At 70.5% G+C, this 18,854-nt stretch carries 20 protein-coding genes and 1 tRNA gene; 9 read left to right on the plus strand and 12 right to left on the minus strand.

The features are described 5' to 3' along the window. Positions 1-103: 103 nt before the first annotated feature. A complete protein-coding gene (gene arfB / locus CPH93_RS13870) occupies positions 104-532 on the minus strand; it encodes an alternative ribosome rescue aminoacyl-tRNA hydrolase ArfB (protein WP_093484619.1) in 429 nt (142 codons plus the stop codon). A gap of 202 nt (positions 533-734) precedes the next feature. On the opposite strand from arfB, the gene CPH93_RS13875 reads away from it, so the two are divergent. Further along, positions 735-1,310 carry a TerD family protein gene (locus tag CPH93_RS13875; protein ID WP_006603875.1) on the plus strand — a complete coding sequence of 192 codons (576 nt, stop codon included), beginning with the start codon at positions 735-737 and terminating at the stop codon, positions 1,308-1,310. A 115-nt stretch (positions 1,311-1,425) separates the two neighbouring features. On the opposite strand, the gene CPH93_RS13880 is transcribed toward CPH93_RS13875, so the two are convergent. After that, on the minus strand, positions 1,426-1,698 hold the full coding sequence (locus CPH93_RS13880; RefSeq protein ID WP_096213031.1) for a helix-turn-helix domain-containing protein: 273 nt from the start codon (positions 1,696-1,698) through the stop codon (positions 1,426-1,428). An 88-nt stretch (positions 1,699-1,786) separates the two neighbouring features. Here CPH93_RS13880 and map point away from each other — a divergent pair, with 88 nt between their 5' ends. Next, positions 1,787-2,554: a type I methionyl aminopeptidase gene (map, locus tag CPH93_RS13885; protein WP_096213032.1), complete on the plus strand. Its 768-nt coding sequence runs from the start codon at positions 1,787-1,789 to the stop codon at positions 2,552-2,554. Positions 2,555-2,822: 268 nt separating this feature from the next. Next, on the plus strand, positions 2,823-3,320 hold the full coding sequence (locus CPH93_RS13890; RefSeq protein WP_096213033.1) for a hypothetical protein: 498 nt from the start codon (positions 2,823-2,825) through the stop codon (positions 3,318-3,320). Positions 3,321-3,522: 202 nt separating this feature from the next. Here the strand turns inward: CPH93_RS13890 and CPH93_RS13895 are convergent, their stop codons facing one another. Both CPH93_RS13895 and CPH93_RS13900 read right to left on the minus strand, forming a co-directional pair. After that, the gene (locus tag CPH93_RS13895) at positions 3,523-4,167 is read right to left on the minus strand and encodes a pentapeptide repeat-containing protein (RefSeq protein ID WP_096215433.1); all 645 of its coding nucleotides are present in this window, start codon (positions 4,165-4,167) and stop codon (positions 3,523-3,525) included. Between the two features lie 305 nt (positions 4,168-4,472). Then, positions 4,473-5,576, minus strand: a complete 1,104-nt coding sequence (locus tag CPH93_RS13900; RefSeq protein ID WP_096213034.1) for an aminopeptidase P family protein — start codon at positions 5,574-5,576, stop codon at positions 4,473-4,475. A gap of 272 nt (positions 5,577-5,848) precedes the next feature. Between CPH93_RS13900 and CPH93_RS13905 the strand changes: the two genes are divergently transcribed. The 3 genes from CPH93_RS13905 (at position 5,849) to CPH93_RS36410 (ending at position 8,106) form a co-directional block, all read left to right on the plus strand. Further along, complete coding sequence (locus CPH93_RS13905) at positions 5,849-6,676, plus strand: nuclease-related domain-containing protein (RefSeq protein ID WP_159394994.1); 828 nt, start codon at positions 5,849-5,851, stop codon at positions 6,674-6,676. A gap of 454 nt (positions 6,677-7,130) precedes the next feature. After that, entirely contained in the window at positions 7,131-7,448 is a 318-nt protein-coding gene (locus tag CPH93_RS13910) for a hypothetical protein (RefSeq protein ID WP_159394995.1), read from the plus strand. Between the two features lie 91 nt (positions 7,449-7,539). Next, the gene (locus tag CPH93_RS36410) at positions 7,540-8,106 is read left to right on the plus strand and encodes a hypothetical protein (protein WP_197708751.1); all 567 of its coding nucleotides are present in this window, start codon (positions 7,540-7,542) and stop codon (positions 8,104-8,106) included. Between the two features lie 41 nt (positions 8,107-8,147). On the opposite strand, the gene CPH93_RS13920 is transcribed toward CPH93_RS36410, so the two are convergent. Next, a tRNA-Thr gene (locus tag CPH93_RS13920) sits at positions 8,148-8,221 on the minus strand. A 177-nt stretch (positions 8,222-8,398) separates the two neighbouring features. Between CPH93_RS13920 and CPH93_RS13925 the strand changes: the two genes are divergently transcribed. From CPH93_RS13925 to CPH93_RS13935, 3 genes are all read left to right on the plus strand, one after another. Next, positions 8,399-9,535, plus strand: coding sequence for an ABC transporter ATP-binding protein (locus CPH93_RS13925; RefSeq protein WP_093484600.1), 1,137 nt, complete (start codon positions 8,399-8,401; stop codon positions 9,533-9,535). 218 nt (positions 9,536-9,753) lie between these two features. Further along, entirely contained in the window at positions 9,754-10,170 is a 417-nt protein-coding gene (locus tag CPH93_RS13930) for a hypothetical protein (protein ID WP_006603883.1), read from the plus strand. 30 nt (positions 10,171-10,200) lie between these two features. Beyond that, complete coding sequence (locus CPH93_RS13935) at positions 10,201-10,929, plus strand: nucleotidyltransferase family protein (RefSeq protein WP_096213037.1); 729 nt, start codon at positions 10,201-10,203, stop codon at positions 10,927-10,929. A 279-nt stretch (positions 10,930-11,208) separates the two neighbouring features. Here CPH93_RS13935 and CPH93_RS13940 read toward each other — a convergent pair whose 3' ends face one another. The 7 genes from CPH93_RS13940 to CPH93_RS13970 form a co-directional block, all read right to left on the minus strand. After that, positions 11,209-12,840 carry a DoxX family protein gene (locus tag CPH93_RS13940; RefSeq protein WP_231977323.1) on the minus strand — a complete coding sequence of 544 codons (1,632 nt, stop codon included), beginning with the start codon at positions 12,838-12,840 and terminating at the stop codon, positions 11,209-11,211. A gap of 157 nt (positions 12,841-12,997) precedes the next feature. Next, entirely contained in the window at positions 12,998-13,954 is a 957-nt protein-coding gene (rlmB, locus tag CPH93_RS13945) for a 23S rRNA (guanosine(2251)-2'-O)-methyltransferase RlmB (protein ID WP_093484597.1), read from the minus strand. 128 nt (positions 13,955-14,082) lie between these two features. After that, on the minus strand, positions 14,083-15,474 hold the full coding sequence (gene cysS, locus CPH93_RS13950; protein WP_096213039.1) for a cysteine--tRNA ligase: 1,392 nt from the start codon (positions 15,472-15,474) through the stop codon (positions 14,083-14,085). Positions 15,475-15,595: 121 nt separating this feature from the next. Then, positions 15,596-16,000, minus strand: a complete 405-nt coding sequence (locus CPH93_RS13955) for a PPOX class F420-dependent oxidoreductase (RefSeq protein ID WP_093484595.1) — start codon at positions 15,998-16,000, stop codon at positions 15,596-15,598. Between the two features lie 163 nt (positions 16,001-16,163). Further along, on the minus strand, positions 16,164-16,688 hold the full coding sequence (ispF, locus tag CPH93_RS13960; RefSeq protein WP_093484594.1) for a 2-C-methyl-D-erythritol 2,4-cyclodiphosphate synthase: 525 nt from the start codon (positions 16,686-16,688) through the stop codon (positions 16,164-16,166). Continuing rightward, positions 16,681-17,427 carry a 2-C-methyl-D-erythritol 4-phosphate cytidylyltransferase gene (ispD, locus tag CPH93_RS13965; protein WP_093484593.1) on the minus strand — a complete coding sequence of 249 codons (747 nt, stop codon included), beginning with the start codon at positions 17,425-17,427 and terminating at the stop codon, positions 16,681-16,683. The genes ispF and ispD overlap by 8 nt, the downstream gene beginning before the upstream one ends. A 431-nt stretch (positions 17,428-17,858) precedes the next feature. After that, positions 17,859-18,341, minus strand: a complete 483-nt coding sequence (locus CPH93_RS13970; RefSeq protein WP_003953493.1) for a CarD family transcriptional regulator — start codon at positions 18,339-18,341, stop codon at positions 17,859-17,861. Positions 18,342-18,854: the final 513 nt, after the last annotated feature.

Here is an 18,854-nt window from a genome sequence, read left to right on the forward strand (position 1 = left end):
TCGGGAGGCGTCGGTCGACGGTGAGGACGGGCCGACTGCCGGCGGGACGGGCCGCCCACGGGGGCCGGGGCACGCCGCCGTGCCGGTCTCCCTCCGGCGCTGGTCAGGTCCAGTCGCGGCCCGAGCGGCCGCGCTTGGTGTCGCCGCGCTGCTTCTTCTCGCGCAGCCGCCGCTCGTTGATGCCCCGCGGGATCCGCGACTTACGGCGCGGCTTCGGCGGCGGCGCGGTGGCCTCGGCGAGCAGCGCGGCCAGCCGGACGGCGGCGGTCTCGCGGTTGCGCCACTGGGAGCGGTGCTCGGAGGCGCGTACCGACAGCACGCCGTCGACCAGCCGGCCCGCCAGCCGTTCCAGGGCGCGCTCCTTCCACACGGGCGGCAGCGCCTGCGTCTTGTCGAGGTCGAAGCGCAGCTCGACCTGGCTGTCACTGGTGTTGACGTGCTGGCCGCCCGGACCGGAGGACCGCGAGAATCGCCATACGAGCTCGGCCTCCGGAAGGACGACCGAACCGCGGATGACATAGGGCCCGGACATGAGTCCTATGATCCCGCGCGCCACGGACCCCGTCATCCGCTTTTCCTGTCCATCGCAGCACATCCGCCCTCAGGATTCGGCAAAGAAAGTAAAGAGTGCTGGAACCTCCTGGTCCCCTGATGGCGTTGTGGAGGGTGACGGTAGCTTCGTCCGCAGTACGGAGCCCGACGCTTCGACGAGTCGACAAGGAAAGGGACATCCCATGGCTGTAAGCCTGTCCAAGGGTGGCAACGTCTCGCTCACCAAGGAGGCACCAGGCCTGACCGCCGTCACGGTCGGCCTCGGCTGGGACGTCCGCACCACCACCGGCACGGACTTCGACCTCGACGCGAGCGCCATCGCGGTGAACGGCAACGGCAAGGTCTACTCGGACCAGCACTTCGTCTTCTTCAACAACAAGGCCACGCCGGACCAGTCGATCGTCCACACGGGCGACAACGTCACCGGCCAGGGCGAGGGCGACGACGAGCAGATCAACGTCAACCTGGCGGCGCTGCCGGCCGACATCGACAAGATCGTCTTCCCGGTCTCCATCTACGACGCCGAGAACCGCAGCCAGAACTTCGGCCAGGTGCGCAACGCCTTCATCCGCATCGTCAACCAGGCCGGCGGCACCGAAATCGCCCGCTACGACCTCAGCGAGGACGCCGCCACCGAGACCGCCATGGTCTTCGGCGAGCTCTACCGCAACGGCGCGGAGTGGAAGTTCCGCGCCGTGGGCCAGGGTTACGCGTCGGGCCTCGTCGGCATCGCCCAGGACTTCGGCGTCAACGTCTGAGACGTCCGCCCGCATTCCGGCGCACAGCGCGCAGCGGAGGGCCGGTTCCCCCTAGGGGAGCCGGCCCTCGGCGTTTTCGGGGGCGCGGCGGGGCGGGCGGGTGTACGACGCCCCGTCAGGCGACCGCGTCCTCGGCGGCCGCCTCGGACGGGGCGGCCAGCGTCGCCACCTCGTCCAGGGACAGCCCGAGCGTGCCGGCCAGCGCGGCGACCGTGAAGAACGCCGGCGTCGGCGCCCGGCCGGTCTCGATCTTCCGCAGCGTCTCGGCGGACAGTCCCGCCGCCGCCGCGACCTCGACCATGCTCCGCGCGCCACGTGCCGCACGCAGCAGCGCGCCGAGCCGCTCACCGCGTTCACGTTCCCAGGGGGTCAGTGGAGTTCGCACCATGCCCGTGATACTAATACCGGTAAACAAATACCGGTAAAGAAATAACGCCTGCCGCGGGGTCGGCCGGCGCGCTCGGGAGGTCGTACCCATGGTGGAGATCAAGACGGATGCCGAACTCGACGCGATGCGGGCGGCCGGCCGGGTCGTGGCCGACGCGCTGGCCGCGGTGCGCGCGGCGGCCGCCCCGGGCGTGCGGCTGCTGGACCTGGACGAGGTCGCCCGTACGGTCCTGCGCGAGGCCGGCGCCACCTCACCGTTCCTCAGCTACCGCCCGTCCTTCGCCCCCACCCCGTTCCCCGCCGTCCTCTGCATCTCCGTCAATGACGCGATCGTGCACGGCGTCCCGGAGGGCTCCCGACTGCGCGACGGCGACCTGGTGAGCATCGACTGCGGTGCCCTCCTGGACGGCTGGGCCGGCGACGCGGCCCTCAGCTTCACGGTCGGCACGCCCCGCCGGGAGGACCAGCAGCTCATGGACACCACCCGGCAGGCCCTGGAGGCGGGCATCGCGGCAGCCGTCGTCGGCGCCCGGATCGGCGACATCTCCCACGCGATCGGCACCGTCGGACGCGCCGCCGGCTACGGCATCCCCGAGGACTTCGGCGGTCACGGCATCGGCCGCCGGATGCACGAGGACCCCGCGGTCCCCAACGAGGGCCGCCCCGGCCGCGGCCTCGTCCTCCGCCACGGCCTGGTCCTCGCCATCGAGCCGATGTTCCTCGCCGGCGGCAAGGACACCTACTACGCAGCCGACGACGGCTGGACCTTGCGCACCACGGACGCCTCCCGCGCCGCCCACTTCGAACACACGGTGGCGGTGACGGAGGAGGGGCCGCGGGTTCTTACGGGGGTGTAGGGGCAGGGTGTGGGGCGGTGCGGGATCGGGGTCGTGGCGAGTGGCAGGGGGCGTGGGGGGAGCGCCGGCGGGGGCGGCCGCGGCACCCCCGGCCGACAGCCACGATGGCCAAGCGGGCAACCCGACCAGCAGCCACGAGGGTCAATCGGGCAACCCGGCCAGCGGCTGCGATGGCCAATCGGGCAACCCCAGCCAGCGGCTGCGGGGCGGCGACCGCGACAACCGACGCGGCCGGTAGCCCGCCACCCCGGCGTGACACCATCAGGGCGTGATCGACCTCGGCTACTCCCTCTCCCGCCGCTTTCCGGACCCGCCGCAGATGGACTACCGGACCGCGGACGTGCGCACCCTGCGCCATGACCTCTTCTGCGGCGACGTCTACCTCGCCGACACGAAGACGGACCGCGAGCTGTCCACGGCCTGGGGCTGGGTGCCCGTCCTCGACTTCGCCTGGGCGCTGTGCGACATCGTCGAGCAGCTCGACACCGACCCCCGCGGCAACCGCTCCGCCCGCCCGATCCACGCCGAGCTGGACTTCACCGAGTCGGCCGACCGGATTTTCTTCGAGCGCCGCTTCGGATGGGTGGACGTGGACGCCGACTGGATGGCGGCCGACGAAGCCCCGCTCACCTTCAATCACTCCGCACTGCGCCGCGAGGCCCGCGACTTCCTGCACGACCTGATCGCCGACCTCACCGATATGCACGACGGCCTCGGCGACAACCCCGCCATCTGGGACCTCCAGGCCCGCTTCCCGCGCATCTGACCCCCTTCCCGCGCACCCGGGCCCGTCCCAGCTCCCTCGCATCCGGCCACCGGACCGGCCGCCTTGCCCCTCACCCTGCCACCGGACCGGCCACGCCCTGCCCCCATCCCGAGCCCCTCCTGGCGCCCTCCCGGGTCCCCCTGACCCACCACTCAACTCCCCCTAACTCCCCCTGGCGCGCCCCTCCCGCTCCACTCCCCCCTCACTCCACCCGTACTCCGATCTGCGCCGCGAACGCCGGGGCGAGATCGAGCAGTTGGGCAGCGCTGATCACCGCGCCCGACAGGCGGTCGATCCCCCGCGCGATGTCCACCGCGGCCGCACCCCGCAGATCGACGTCCTTCATCCGCGCCTCGGAGAAGTCCACCCGCGCCAGGGTGCAGTCGTCGAACGTCACCCGTTCCAGCACCGCCCCCGCGAAGTCCGCCTCGATCAGCACACACCCCTCGAAGGCGACGTCCCGCAGCTTGGCCGTCCGCAGATTCGGGAAGTCGATCTTCCCGCCACGCACCACCACCCGCTCCAGCACCGCACCGTGCAGCTGCGTCCCACCGAGCCGGGGGTCCGACACCTCCACATCGCGCAGCGATGCCTGGGACAGGTCCGTGCCGACCCCGCGCACCCCGCTCAGCACACTGTCGATGATCCGCGCCCGGCCGAGCCCCGTCTCGTCGAGCGTGCACCTCCTGACCGCGCAGTCCATGAACCGGGCGCCGCGCGCCGACTGCCCGCCCCAGTCGGCGTCCGCGAACTCCAGCCCGTCGTAATCCCCTTCCTCCTCCAGCTCGCCCCCGTCGTACGCGGTCAGCTCCGGCAACCGCACCTCCGGCCGCCGCACCGCCCGCACCGTCCCCTTGCCGCGCTGCCCTGCCACGCGCTCACCGCCTTCCGTCCCGCCGCGCCGCGCCGCCCCGTGCCGATCCACGACTTTCCGCACCTGCACAACCCATCGTGAACCACCCCACTGACAACGCACGCTGACCTGCGACTTCGCCACTGATCGCCACGACGCCTCCCGCCGAAGCCCCGTGGACCCAGGGGCTGAGCCGCCAGCGCAAACAAGAAGAGGGCGGACAGGTCAGGCCGGCTGGGCAGCGCCAGAGCGCCCCCTCCCGCCAGGCTCCCGCCCGCCCTTCCTTCCCCCTCCCCTAACTACCGCACCACCGCCATCTCCCGCCCGGTCTCATTCAGTCGCCGCCCGCCCGACTCCGTACACGTCACGATGTCCTCGATCCGCACCCCGAACCGCCCCGGCAGATAGATCCCCGGCTCGATCGAGAAGCACATCCCGGGCACCAGGGTCAGATGCTCGCCCTCCACCAAATACGGCGGCTCGTGGGTGGTCACCCCGATGCCGTGCCCGGTCCGGTGGATGAAGTACTCGCCGTACCCCGCGGCCTTGATCACCTTCCGGGCCACCCGGTCGATGTCCTGGCACGCGACGCCCGGCCGCACCGCCTCGAACGCCGCCTGCTGCGCCTCCCGCACGATGTCGTGCACCTTGCGCTCCTCGGTGCCCGGCTGCCCGACGTGCACGGTCCGGGTCGTATCCGAGCCGTAGCCGTCCTTGAGGCCACCGAAGTCGAGCACGACCATGTCGCCGTCCTCGATGACCCGCTCCCCGGCCTCGTGGTGCGGATTGGCGCCGTTCGGGCCCGAGCCGACGATCGTGAAGTCCACCTGGCTGTGACCGTGCTCGACCAGCAGCCGTGCCAGATCCGCCGCCACCTCGGACTCCCGCCGCCCGCCGAAGGGCCGCCGCAGGATCTCCTCGTACGTCGCATCCGCGGCGGCTCCGGCCGCGGCCAGCCGCGACACCTCATGGGCGTCCTTGACCGCCCGCAGCATCGGCAGCACCTCCGTCAGCGCCGCGTAGGCACTACCCGGCAGCGACCGTTGGAGCCCCAGCAGATGCATCGCCCAGGTCGAGTCGGACAACCCGTAACGCCCCCGCGGGTCCACCCACTTGGCGACCGCGGCATACGGGTCCGCACCGTCGGTCCACCCCGACACCTCCAGCACCGGGGCCCCTACGGAACGCTCCGCATCCGGATACTCCAATACGGGCACCAGCAGCCGCGAGCGCCGCCCCGGCTCGATCACCAGGGCGGTCAGCCGCTCGGTGATCGCGGTCGGCCGGTAGCCGCACAGCCACGTCAGATCCGGCCCCGGAGTCACGATCAGCCCGGTCAGCCCGGCATCGGCGGCGGCCCGCCCGGCCCGCGCCATCCGCCGCTCGTAGTCCTCATGCGTCATCGAAGTCACCATGCCGGTGAACTTAGCGCCGCTACGCCCCCGGCGACCCGGCACACGCCCCCGCCACGCCCGAGCCGCTGACCGCCGGCGCCGGCGCCGGGTAGCGAGCGCAGCAAGCCTTGAACGCCAGAGAAGGCCTTCGCTCTCCACACCACCTTGCCGACCGTCGCCAACTGTGCTCCCCTGAAAGTGAGTTGGACCATCAGGTTGGGGGCCGCGTGGGGGACTTACGCACGGAACGGTGGCGCCGCTACGGACACGATCGTGTGTACGTGAACCGCGTAGCGGACTCGGCTGCAGTGGCCTGGTACGACTGCAGAACAGGAAAGATCAACATCCTGGACGAGAGCTATCGCGACGAAGCCTTGTCAGCCCTGACACCGTTCCTGGCATCCGAGCCGGATGTCACACCCGCAGCGGACCCACGAAGCCTCCCGGCCCCGCCCGCGACCGCCGCTCCGTCATCGAGCCAAGACCTGGCCACGAACGAGCCGGGAGCCTCGCTACGACGCCGGATCGAAGAGGTCGAACCGAGCCCCCTCCTGCGCACGCTCAAGCGGTGGTTCAAGCTGGACGCCGAATTACGCCCATGGGAGACCGGCCTCCAGGGCGAGCGCATCGCGGGCAAGAGCCTGAACCGGCTACGGCGGGACGGCTGGTACGTCCTGCACTCGGTGGAACTACCGAGCGGCGCCGACATCGACCACGTGGCCATCGGCCCACCCGGTGTCTTCACCATCAACACCAAGCACCACAGAGGCAGCAAGATCTGGCTGGGCGATCACGCCGCCATGGTCAACGGCCAGTCGACCCCCTACGTCCGGAACAGCCTCTTCGAGGCGCAGAGAGCAGCACGATTACTGACCCACACCTGCGGCTTCCCGGTGACGGTCCACCCCGTACTGGCCGTGGTCGGCGCCGCCATCGTGACCGTCCGGACCGCGGCCCCCTCGGTCCGCCTGATCGACGGAACCCACGCAGCCCGCGAACTCTCCGGACTCTCCCCCGTCCTCACCCCGCCCGACATCGAGCGCATATACGCCGCCGCCCGCGAGGGAGACACATGGCAGACCACGCCTAGAAGACCCGACCACGCGTGAGGGTCCGCGAAGCCCGGACGGACACGCCAGAAGCCCCAGGCCAACCACCGGCCCGGGGCTTCGTCCCTGTTCAAACTCAGAGCCCCCTGTCGGATTCGAACCGACGACCTTCGCTTTACAAATTCGATCCGAGCCTATCCATGGCGCGAATCGGTGTAGCCGTATCGGCTGCGCTTGGCCGTGAGAAGGCACTGGCGTTCGCCGCCGTTGATGTCAGGCGTGGATGTCACGTGAGGTGCTTCAACGCCTCTGGGTAGAAGAACGTGCGGAGAGCCGGGCGTTGGAAGAGCCGTCGCAGGGTGATCAACGCTTTCACGGCACCGTAAATGCGGCCGGGGTTCGGCTCTGGCTCCGCTCATGATCCGCCGGACAGTCCTTGGGCCTGGGGCTGGTGTGTAGCTGCTGATCGTGCGGAACGTTGACGAATGGCTGAAACCCAGTCCACGCTGGCCCGATGAGCCGCATGACTGATGAGGAGATCGTCCGCGCCGTACGCGAGTTCGCTGCGATGCAGGCCGAGCGCGAGAAGCTGGCCGAGCGGGTAGCGGCGTTTCGTACCGCGGTGTCCCCGGAGGACTTGGCCGACCGCGATCGCTTCGGCCAAGCCATGGCGAAGATGGACGCGAAGCTCCTTCTGGAGTCCGTTGAGGTGCTGGACCGCCTGGGTATGACAACCGCCGCACAGGCTTGCTTCTACGTCGCTAAGGAAGAGGGTCTCGCCCCTACAGCCTGTCCGACGATTCGAGCTACGGACCCGTCGGACAAGCCCTAGCAGTTCGCCAGCTCCACCCCTTTCAAGGGTCCGCCGATCGTGGCGGGCCCTTTTTTCACGCCCGCCCCCATGTCCGGAGGGCCGATCCGCCATGCCAGAGACCCCCAACGCCCCCGCCGCCGACACCGGCGGGCAGGGCGAGCAGCCCACCGTCGAGAGCGACTTCCTCGCCGACGCCAAGGAGCGCCTGTACGGCCTCTTTCACCTGATCACCTTCCGCGGACTGCGCCGCGGCGAGGCGTGCGGCCTCCGCAAGACCGACCGGAACCGCGCACAGGAGATTCTGACCATCGCCACGCAACTCGTCCTCGACGGCTGGGAGGTCATCGAGAACACGCCCAAGACCGACAACGGCGAGCGCATTGTCGCCCTCGACGACTACACCGACGAAGTTCTCGACGATCAAGAGCTGCGACAAGAGGCCGAGCGCCTCGAATGGGGCGAGGCGTGGGTCGACTCCGGGCTCATGTTCACTCTGCCCGACGGGTCACCCAGCCACCCCGGCGAGCAACCCGTCCTCGACCAGACCGCCGAGCTCGTTGTCGACAAGGCCCTCGCGGATCGCCGAGGCTGCTGTCGAGCGCGATGGCCACACAATGGCCACACATGGGGGCACGAAGATCATCGCCCGTTCCCGTCCCGCAGGGTCCGCGCATAAAGAAAGCCCAGGTCAGGGACTAGCTGACCTGGACTTCTCAGAGCCCCCTGTCGGATTCGAACCGACGACCTTCGCTTTACAAGAGCGGTGCTCTGGCCAGCTGAGCTAAGGAGGCGTGCGTGAAGCAGTGTACCCAGGCTCGCCGGATGCCCGTCCCCAATTCGTGACTGCTGGGCTACTGACACCGGGGCCGGGCGCGGGTAACGTCACGGAGAGTCCATATCAGTGGACTACACCACTCCTTTTACTCGGATCGTCCGGCACGTTCCTGCCGGTGAAGGGACTTTTCACCATGGCTACGGTCACGTATGACCAGGCAACCCGTATCTACCCGGGTTCCGACAAGCCCGCCGTCGACAAACTGGACATCGCCATCGAGGACGGCGAGTTTCTGGTCCTGGTCGGCCCCTCCGGATGCGGCAAGTCCACCTCTCTGCGCATGCTCGCGGGGCTGGAGGACGTCGACGGAGGCGCCATCCGCATCGGGGACCGCGATGTCACCCACCTTCCGCCCAAGGACCGGGACATCGCCATGGTGTTCCAGAACTATGCGCTCTACCCGCATATGACGGTCGCGGACAACATGGGCTTTGCGCTCAAGATCGCCGGTGTGCCGAAGGCCGAGATCCGGCAGAAGGTCGAGGACGCGGCCAAGATCCTGGACCTGACCGAGTACCTGGGGCGCAAGCCCAAGGCGCTGTCCGGCGGCCAGCGGCAGCGTGTCGCGATGGGCCGGGCGATCGTCCGGGAGCCGCAGGTCTTCCTGATGGACGAGCCGCTGTCCAACCTGGACGCCAAGCTACGGGTGCAGACGCGTACGCAGATCGCGGGGCTTCAGCGCCGGCTCGGCATCACCACGGTGTACGTCACGCACGACCAGGTCGAGGCCATGACGATGGGCGACCGGGTCGCCGTGCTCAAGGACGGTCTGCTGCAGCAGATCGATTCGCCGCGGAACATGTACGACCGGCCGGCGAACCTGTTCGTGGCGGGGTTCATCGGGTCGCCCGCGATGAACCTGGTGGAGGTGCCGATCACCGACGGCGGTGTGAAGTTCGGCAACAGCGTGGTGCCGGTCAACCGCGAGGCGCTGGCCGCGGCCGCCGACAAGGGTGACCGGACGGTGACGGTGGGCGTGCGACCCGAGCACTTCGACATCGTCGAGCAGAACGGCGCCGCCGCGCAGTCGCTGTCCAAGGAGAGCGCGGACGCACCGGCCGGTCTGGCCATCACCGTCAATGTCGTCGAGGAGCTCGGCGCCGACGGCTATGTGTACGGCACCGCGGAGGTCGGCGGCGAGCTCAAGGACCTGGTCGTACGGGTCCACGGCCGCCAGGTCCCGGACAAGGGCAGCCGGCTGCACGTCGTGCCGCGGCCGGGCGAGACGCACGTCTTCTCGACGTCGTCCGGGGAGCGCCTCACCGACTGACATCGGGACGGGCATCGAGTGAGAGCGGCGGCGGTCCGGGGTAGTACTCGGTACCGCCGCCGCTGTGCTGTCCGGCTGCGCGGCAGTGCCACTACAGGGACATAACCGGGCTTTTCCTACCAGTGCGTCAACATCGGTACTGCACCGACGGGCCATTGCATCCCTCGATACGGTGACCAAATGTCGCCAAATCATCACTCCTCGCTACCATCTCGACCGTGAACTCCGCAGCCCGCCGCATCGGCAGAACTCTCGCCCTGGTCCTTCCCGTCGTCCTCGTGCTGTCCGGGACCCTCGCGGTCACCCGCGTCCCCTGGGCATCGACGGCCACCGACTCACAGGTACTGACCGCGTCCTCCGGAAGCGCCGCCACCAAGGCCGCGCACAGCACCCCCGAGGAGGCCCTGCGCCAGCGCCTCCTGGTCGAGCTCCAGGAGAAGGATCCGGGCATCGCCCTGACCCACCTCCAGGAGGCGACCACCAAGCGCCCCTCGCTGGCCAAGCACTGCGCTTCGATCGCCCGTGACCTCGGCCGTGCCGCGGTCGCCAAGTACGGCGCCGCACACCGCGCCCAGGCCTTCTCCCGCCCGGTCTGCGACACCTCCTTCGCCACCGGCGTCGCCGGCGCCCAGTGACCCCCGCACGCACCGCATAGGGTGCGCACCATGACAGGTGCCCAGCATCCTCACCCCACGCAGGCCGTGGTCCTGGCCGGCGGCCAGGGCTCACGTCTCCGCCCGTACACCGACGACCGCCCCAAGCCGATGGTCGAGATTCCCGGTACCGGGACCCCGATCATCGGCCATCAGCTGAACTGGCTGGCCGAGGAAGGCGTCACGGACGTGGTGGTCTCCTGCGGGCACCTCGCCGGCGTCCTCCAGGACTGGCTGGCCGACGCCCCACTCCCCATGCGCGTCACGACCGTTGTCGAGACCGAGCCGCTGGGCCGCGGCGGCGGGCTCAAGTACGCGGCCGGCTCGCTGCCCCGCCCGGACGAGCCCTGGTACGCCACCAACGGCGACATCTGGACCCGCTTCCCGCTCCGTGACATGGCCGCCTTCCATCACGAACGCGATGCCGAGGCCACCCTCGCGCTGGCCCGCCCGCACATTCCCTGGGGCGCCGTGGAGACCGACGCGTTCGGGCACGTCCTGGACTTCATCGAGTCGCCGCCGTCGCCGTATCTCATCAACGCCGGCGTGTACGTCTTCTCCGCTGCCTTCGCGGACCTGCTCCCCACCCGCGGCGACCACGAGCGCACCACGTTCCCGCGCCTCGCCCGCGAACGCCGGCTGGCCGGCTTCCCGCTCCCGCAGGGCGCCTACTGGCGTGCCATCGACACCGCCAAGGACCTCATCGAGGCCGCCAAGGAGCTGAGCGCGCAGGGGCGTTGAGGCGTTGGGGGCGTTGGGGGCGTTCGCCCACGGGCCTACGGGGCCTTCCTTACGCCCCCGTACCGTCGCGGCCGGCCCGTCGCCGCGCTCCCCGACCTCGCCACTCCCCCGCCGCTACGTTCTCCGTCGCCGCGTTCTCCACCGCCTTCCGCCGCCCCGTACATGCCTCTACACGCCCGTACATGCCTGTCCCCGACCGCTCCACCCTCCCCGTAGTGGCCGGTGGATACGGGCCGTACGGAGCGAGCGAGGCGATCGGGGACAGTGGCAGGGGGACGGTCAGCCCAGGAGGCCGCCCAGGGCGTCGCGGCCGGAGTCGCCCCCGGAGCCGCCGTTTCCGGAGCTTCCGGTGCCGGTGGTGCCGCCGCCGGTGCCGCCCGCGCTGGTGGGCACCCGGCTCGGTACCGGGGCGTGGCGGGTCGGCGGGTTCTGCTGGGGTGCGCTGGTGGTCGCCCCCGGCTGCTGGGAGAGGCCGCTGGTGCTGCCGGACGACCGGCCGGTGCCGGGTGCCGACGCGGACGGGGTGCCGGGCTTGTGGGCCTTGCGCGAGGCGTCCGCGGAGGGCGTGCCGTGGCGGGGTGCGGCGCTGCCGGGGTGCCGCTTGCCGGGCCGGGCGGTGTGCTTGTCCGGGCGGGGCAGCGGGGAGCCGGGCAGGTTGTTGATCGCGGGCTCTCCGGGCCGCGGGACGGTCGCCACCGTCGCGGACCGTACGGCCCCGCCGAGCAGCGAGCCGATGAGCAGGGTCAGTCCGGCCACCATCGCGGTCATCATGGCGCCGCGGCGCAGCACCCGGCGCCGCAGGTCGGCAACCTCGACGCGGGGGCCGAGCCGCCGCCAGGCCTCGCCGGCCAGCCGGCTGTCCATGGAGTAGACCGGGGCGCCCGCGATGATCAGCGGGCTCCAGGCGGCGAGGTAGATGATGTCGGGGGCGTCGTAGGCGGGGACGGTGCGCCAGCTGACGGTCATCAGCAGCGCCGCGGACAGCAGGGTGCCGATCGATGCGGCGACGCGCTGCCACAGCCCGCAGATGGTCAGGACGCCGACGACGACCTGGAGGAAGGCGACGGTCAGACCGGCGCCGACCGGGTGCGAGACCGCGAAGTCCCGCAGCGGCACGGCCAGTGCCCAGGGGTCGAGCGACTGCAGCCACTTGACCATCGAGCCCCGCTCGCCGCCGTCGAAGTAGACCGGGTCGCAGAGCTTGCCCATGCCGGCGTAGACGGAGATCAGGCCGAGGAAGATCCGCAGCGGGAGAAGGACGACGCCGAGGTTCATCCGGCGGCCGGGGTAGTACGCATGCCGTACGGAGTCGGCGCCGCGCCGCTTGGCGCCGGGGTCGTAGCCGTCCGGTGCCTCGAACCGGTCGTCGTCGTAGCCGTCGTCGAACCGGTCGCCGTCGCGGTAGGGAGGATTCCGGTAGGGGTGGTCGCTGTCGTATGCGCTGCCCACGGGGCGTACGCCGCGCAGCAGGGAGTCGGAGTCGGCGGGGCCGCGCTGGCCGATCACGGTCTGGGCGGGGGCGCCGTCGCCGAAACGGATCCGGGGCAGGACCTGGGTCGTGCCGACGTCCTCACCCTGGCCGCCGTCGAGGCCGATGCCCGAATCGCGCACCGCGTGCAGGAGTTGGGTGGTGGCGCCGGCCGTGCCGCCCGGTGCGGTGCGGCCGCTCCACACCACCGGTGCCCGGCGTCTGGCACCGGCGGCCGAACTGCTGAGGGCGGGGATGTGCGCGGTGTCGGCCACGGCGTGGCGCGCCGCGGGCGCGGCGAGCTGTACGCGGAAGCTGGCGTGGTTGACGATGACCTGCGCGGGATCGCACGGCACCTTGACCGAGCTCAGGCCCGGCTCGTCATCGAAGCCCGGCGAGCGTCCCCCCGTAGGCGTGCGGGGTGTTCTGGTGTCCACGCTCATCTAACCGAGTGACCCGCGCTTAAGACACTGCCTTGACCGGGTCGATCTGTCCGAGACCCGTCAAAAGATCACGGGATAGCGCAAAGACCTACGGTGGGTCAGGTCTTGCCCCAGGGTGTGGCGCGGGTCCGCACCGGCCACCCCGGGGCGCCCGGACTCAGCCGCGGCGGCGCGCCGCCTCCCACAGGACGACACCGGCCGCGACACCGGCGTTCAGCGACTCGGCGCCGCCCGGCATCGGGATCCGCACCCGGACGTCACAGGTCTCGCCGACCAGCCGCGACAGGCCCTTGCCCTCGCTGCCGACCACGATGACGACCGGGCCGTCCAGCGCCTCGACGTCCTGAAGCTCCAGCTCGCCGTCCGCGGCCAGACCGACGACCGTCAGACCGGCCTTCTGGTACGACTCCAGGGTCCGGGTCAGGTTGGTGGCGCGGGCGACCGGCGTCCGGGCCGCGGTGCCCGCCGAGGTCTTCCACGCACCGGCCGTCATACCGGCCGCGCGGCGCTCCGGCACGACCACGCCGTGGCCGCCGAAGGCGCACACCGAGCGGACGACCGCACCGAGGTTGCGCGGGTCGGTGACGCCGTCGAGCGCGACGATCAGCGGGTCGTCGCCGTCGTCGAAGGCGGCCGCGGCCAGGTCCTCGGGGTGGGCGTAGTCGTACGGCGGGACCTGGAGGACCAGGCCCTGGTGGTTGAGACCGTTGGTCATCCGGTCCAGCTCGGGGCGCGGCGCCTCCATCAGATTGACGTCGCCGCGCTCCGAGGCGAGCTGGAGTGCGGCGCGCACCCGCTCGTCGGTGTCGATGAACTGCTGGACGTAGAGGTTGGTCGCGGGCACGCCGTCGCGCAGCGCCTCGAAGACCGGGTTACGGCCGACGACCAGCTCGGCGGTGCCCTTGGCACCACCGCGGCGCGGCGCCGGACGGCGCGCCGCGGCCTGCTTCGCCTTGGCGTTGGCGACGCGGTTCTTGACGTGTCCCTTACGGGCGGACGCGGGCGGGGTCGGGCCCTTGCCCTCCAGGCTCCGGCGCCGCTTGCCGCCGCTGCCGACCTGCGCGCCCTTCTTGTTGGACGTGCGGCGGTTCCTGCGCTGGCTGTTGCCGGCCATGGGTCACCTGTTTCTTCACTGCTCTCGACGTCTCGCGACGTGGAGTGGGTACGTACGTATGGATTGAGTGTCGCTCGCGGCCACCGGGGCGGTCGAATCCGGGTGGCCGGCGGAGCGCGGGACGGGGGTCAGGACAGCGACCACCGGGGGCCCGAGGGGGTGTCCTCGATGGCGAGTCCGGACTGCTGGAGCTGGTCGCGGATGGCGTCGGCGGTGGCGTAGTCCTTGCGGGACCGGGCGGCCTGGCGCTGGTCGAGGACCAGGCGGACCAGGGAGTCGACCACGCCGTGCAGGTCCGTACCGCGGTCCGTGTCGCACGACCAGGCCTCGTCGAGCGGGTCCAGGCCGAGTACCCCGAGCATCGCCCGCAGCTCGGCCAGCCGGGCCACCGCGGCTTCCTTGTCGTCGGCGGTCAGCGCGGCATTGCCCTGCCGGACGGTGGTGTGCACGATCGCCAGCGCCTGCGGGACGCCCAGGTCGTCGTCCATCGCCTCGGCGAAGGCCGGCGGCACCTCGGGGGCCGGCTCGACGGGCCCGGCCTTCTCCACGACCCGCTGCACGAAGCCCTCGATCCGCGCGAACGCGGACTCGGCCTCGCGCAGCGCGTCCTCGCTGTACTCGATCATCGAGCGGTAGTGCGGGGTGCCCAGGTAGTAGCGCAGCACGATCGGGCGCCAGCGCTTGACCATCTCGGAGACCAGCAGGGAGTTGCCCAGCGACTTGGACATCTTCTCGCCGCTCATGGTCACCCAGGCGTTGTGCGTCCAGTACGCGGCGAAGTCGTCGCCGAAGGCCTTGGCCTGCGCGATCTCGTTCTCGTGGTGGGGGAAGATCAGGTCGATGCCGCCGCCGTGGATGTCGAAGGCTTCGCCCAGGTACTTGTGGGCCATCGCCGAGCACTCCAGGTGCCAGCCGGGGCGGCCGCGGCCCCAGGGGGTCTCCCAGCTGGGCTCGCCCTCCTTGGCCGCCTTCCACATCGCGAAGTCGCGCGGGTCCCGCTTGCCGGTCTCCCCCTCGCCGGAGGGCTGGAGGAGGTTGTCCAACTCCTGGTTGGACAGCTGGAGATACCCCGGGAACGACTTCACGTCGAAGTAGACGTTGCCGTCCACGGCGTAGGCGTGGCCGCGCTCGATCAGGCCGCGCATCATCTCGATCATCTCGGGGATGTGGCCGGTGGCGCGCGGCTCGTAGGTCGGACGCAGGCAGCCGAGGGCGTCGTAGGCCGTGTTGAAGGCGACCTCGTTCGCGTAGCCGACCGCCCACCACGGGCGGCCCTGCTCGGCCGACTTCTTGATGATCTTGTCGTCGATGTCCGTGATATTGCGCACGAACGTCACGTCGTAGCCGCGGTGGGCGAACCAGCGGCGCATGATGTCGAAGTTCAGCCCCGACCTGATGTGCCCGATGTGCGGGGCGGCCTGCACGGTGGCACCACACAGGTAGATCGAGACACAGCCCGGCACGAGCGGGGTGAAGTCGCGAATCTGCCGGGCGCTGGTGTCGTACAGGCGAATCGTCACGGAACCAGGGTAGTCGGAACGAGGCAGTGCCCCGCGACCCATTGAGCCACGGGGGAAGGGATCCGCGCCAACCGTCCGATTCGCCGTAAATGCCCGGCACTCATGGCGGTCCGGCGCCGGTTCAGATGCTGCCGACCACCTTGCGCGGGGTGATCCGGACCACGAGCCGCGGGGCGTCGTCGGCCGCGGCGGGATTGAAGTCGGCGTACGGCTTGCCGGTGTACTTCTGCGACAGCTCGTCGATCAGCTGCGGCCCGCCCTCGGTGGTGAGCGAGGCGGAGCCGCGCACCTCGGCGTAGGTGTACGGCGCGTCGAAGGGCTGGATGAGGACCGAGACACGGGGGTCGCGCCGGATGTTGGCCTCCTTGCGGCGGCCGACGGTCGTCGAGAACAGCAGATCGTCGCCGTCCCGCTTCACCCAGACCGGGGAGAGCTGCGGGCTGCCGTCGGGCTGGATCGTGGCCACGGTCACGAAGACCGGGGAGTCCAGGAGCTTCTTGAGGTCGTCGGACAGGGTGGCAGTCACGAGGGGTCCTTCCTGCGGGCCGTTCCGATGGACACGAACACTCCGATCCTCCTCCAACACCCGTGCGGCGCCCGGAATTCCCGCGCCATACGGGGGAATGCCGGGCGCCGCAGCGCACCTCGTGCCGGAGCGCGGTGCCAGAACGTCGGGTCAGGCCGTGCCGTCAGGCCGTACGGAAGACGATCGCCGTGGCGACCGCGGCCAGGCCCTCGGCGCGGCCGGTCAGCCCCAGTCCGTCCGAGGTCGTACCGGAGACCGAGACCGGCGCGCCGACGGCCGCCGACAGCGCCTTCTGCGCCTCGTCCCGCCGCTTGCCGACCTTGGGGCGTACGCCGATGACCTGCACCGCGACATTGCCGATGGTGAAGCCCTCGGCCCGGACGATCCGCGCGGCCTCGGCCAGCAGCGTCACACCGGAGGCGCCGGACCACTCGGGGCGGCCGGTGCCGAAGTGTGCGCCCAGGTCGCCGACGCCGGCCGCCGAGAACAGCGCGTCACAGGCGGCGTGTGCGACCACATCGCCGTCGCTGTGGCCGGCCAGGCCGTAGCCGTCGCTCTCCGCGGCGTCCCAGAGCAGCCCGGCGCACCAGAGCTCCCGGCCCTGCTCGAAGGCGTGCACGTCCGTGCCGATACCGACGAGCGGCAGCAGCGGGGCGGCGGGGGCCCCGGTGGGAAGCGGCTCAGACATAGCCATCGGTGGCCCTCCTGCGGGCGAGTACGGCCTCGGCCAGGACCAGGTCCAGCGGCCGGGTCACCTTGAATGCCTCCTCGTGGCCGGGGACGACCACGACCGGCGATCCGAGCCGCTCGACCAGCCCGGCGTCGTCCGTGGCGCCCTCGCCCTCGACGACGGTGTCGTGCGCCTTGCGCAGGGTCGCCAGATCGAAGCCCTGCGGGGTCTGCACGGCACGCAGCAGGGCCCGCTCCGGGGTGCCGACCACCGGCTCGGGCGTGCCCGGCGGCTGCGGCTCGACCTGCTTGACGGTGTCCGCCAGCGGCAGCGCGGGGACGACGGCGGGCGCACCGGCCCGTACGGCGGCGACCACCGCATCGACCGTGTCGGCCGGCACCAGCGGCCGCGCGGCGTCATGCACCAGCACGACCTCGATGGTGTCCGGGAGCGCCGCCAGACCGAGCTGTACGGACTCCTGGCGGGTCTGTCCGCCGGGGACGACCACGAGGTCGGTGCGCTCGGCGAGCGGATGCTCGTGCAGCAGGCGGCTGACCTCGGCGGCGCCGTCGGGTGGGGCGACCACCACGATGAGGGAGACGGCACGGGAGGCGGCCATCGCACGGACGGCGTGCACCAGCATGGGGGTGCCGCCCAGTGTGCGCAGCGCCTTGGGGGTGCCGGGACCGAGCCGGACACCGCGGCCGGCGGCGGGAATCACCGCGGCGGTGCGGACCGGGCGGGAGGGATCTGACATCGATGGCTCCGGAGTCCGGGGCAAGCCCGGAATTGACGCAGACAGGTTTGTTTCCTCGGGCGAGGTGGGTATGGCCTGGGAGTGCCCCCAGCTCATAGAGCTTGGGGGAGTGCCGGGCGCGACGCCTCGACCGGACCCTTCCGTGACACGGTCGAGAAAGCCGCCCGGGCCCGGCACGCCACACTGAGTCGGCGGTCCGTCGGCGATCTCAGCGAATCGCCGATCCGCCGGCAGATATGCCGCAGCGCCCGGCAACGGACCACTCCACCTGGGAAGTGGTCGTCACTCGGGCACCGCGGCATTACTACGTCGGCATTGCTATGTCGGCGCTGTCGTGGCTGCGCCGGACGCGTCGTCGGCGGACGCGTGACCCACGCACGCATGATCCGCACACGCTTGACCACCACGCGCTTGACCAACACACAGCGTCGTCAGGACGCGAGGACCTCGTCGAGCAGGGCCTCGGCCTTGTCCTCGTTGGTGTTCTCCGCGAGGGCGAGCTCGCTCACCAGAATCTGGCGCGCCTTCGCGAGCATCCTCTTCTCACCGGCGGAAAGCCCGCGCTCACGCTCACGCCGCCACAGGTCGCGCACCACTTCGGCAACCTTGATCACATCGCCGGAAGCGAGCTTCTCAAGATTTGCCTTGTAGCGACGGGACCAGTTCGTCGGCTCTTCGGCATACGGTGCGCGAAGCACCTCGAAGACCCGGTCCAGCCCGTCCTGACCAACCACGTCGCGTACGCCGACGAACTCCGCATTGTCCGCTGGCACACGAACAGTCAAGTCGCCCTGGGCGACCTTCAGCACCAAGTAGGTCTTGTCCACGCCTTTGATCTGGCGAGTTTCGATGGCCTCGATCAGCGCGGCCCCGTGATGGGGATAGACCACGGTGTCGCCAACCTTGAACGTCATGTGACAGGTACCCCTTCCGTGGCTATCCATGCTAACACGGGAACGGGCCGTTCTGAATGGCGTTTTCGCAGGTCAGGGCATATCTCGGGGCTTGACAACAGTAACCGGAACGTGCTGCGAGGGGTCGCGGAAGGCGGGTATTCGCAGGTCGGAGGGGCTGCACGGGTGAGTGGAAACATGCCCGTCACGTACCGGGAAGGCGGGGTTCGGGAGGTCGAACGTCCCGTTTTGCGCAGATCCGCATGAGCGAGTTCCGCTACTCCGTTCGGCTGCTCAGGGACCTCTCCCGAGCGATTCCTGAATTGATCACCATCCGGCGGCCGAGGAGTGTGATCAATTCCGCGAGGCCTTCACATTCTCTGCGAATACTGCTTTTCACCGGGGGATCCTGCCTGCTCTCACCCGAACGGCCGCTCGTCGAATTCCCGCCACGTTCTCGGTGCGCGTTCTCGTGGTGCGTCCGGATCTGTACGTCCGGATGTGCGCGCCGAACTGCTTGCCGAACTGCGCGTC

Source organism: Streptomyces sp. 2323.1, assembly GCF_900221035.1.
In the GTDB taxonomy this organism is placed as follows: Bacteria; Actinomycetota; Actinomycetes; order Streptomycetales; family Streptomycetaceae; genus Streptomyces; species Streptomyces sioyaensis.

Coding starts and splice junctions, on each gene's coding strand:
- arfB (WP_093484619.1), bottom strand. CDS start 532: ATGTCCGGGCCCTATGTCATCCGCGGTTCGGTCGTCCTTCCGGAGGCC.
- CPH93_RS13875 (WP_006603875.1), top strand. CDS start 735: ATGGCTGTAAGCCTGTCCAAGGGTGGCAACGTCTCGCTCACCAAGGAG.
- CPH93_RS13880 (WP_096213031.1), bottom strand. CDS start 1,698: ATGGTGCGAACTCCACTGACCCCCTGGGAACGTGAACGCGGTGAGCGG.
- map (WP_096213032.1), top strand. CDS start 1,787: ATGGTGGAGATCAAGACGGATGCCGAACTCGACGCGATGCGGGCGGCC.
- CPH93_RS13900 (WP_096213034.1), bottom strand. CDS start 5,576: ATGACGCATGAGGACTACGAGCGGCGGATGGCGCGGGCCGGGCGGGCC.
- CPH93_RS13910 (WP_159394995.1), top strand. CDS start 7,131: ATGAGCCGCATGACTGATGAGGAGATCGTCCGCGCCGTACGCGAGTTC.
- CPH93_RS36410 (WP_197708751.1), top strand. CDS start 7,540: ATGCCAGAGACCCCCAACGCCCCCGCCGCCGACACCGGCGGGCAGGGC.
- CPH93_RS13925 (WP_093484600.1), top strand. CDS start 8,399: ATGGCTACGGTCACGTATGACCAGGCAACCCGTATCTACCCGGGTTCC.
- CPH93_RS13935 (WP_096213037.1), top strand. CDS start 10,201: ATGACAGGTGCCCAGCATCCTCACCCCACGCAGGCCGTGGTCCTGGCC.
- CPH93_RS13940 (WP_231977323.1), bottom strand. CDS start 12,840: ATGAGCGTGGACACCAGAACACCCCGCACGCCTACGGGGGGACGCTCG.
- rlmB (WP_093484597.1), bottom strand. CDS start 13,954: ATGGCCGGCAACAGCCAGCGCAGGAACCGCCGCACGTCCAACAAGAAG.
- ispF (WP_093484594.1), bottom strand. CDS start 16,688: ATGTCTGAGCCGCTTCCCACCGGGGCCCCCGCCGCCCCGCTGCTGCCG.
- ispD (WP_093484593.1), bottom strand. CDS start 17,427: ATGTCAGATCCCTCCCGCCCGGTCCGCACCGCCGCGGTGATTCCCGCC.
- CPH93_RS13970 (WP_003953493.1), bottom strand. CDS start 18,341: ATGACGTTCAAGGTTGGCGACACCGTGGTCTATCCCCATCACGGGGCC.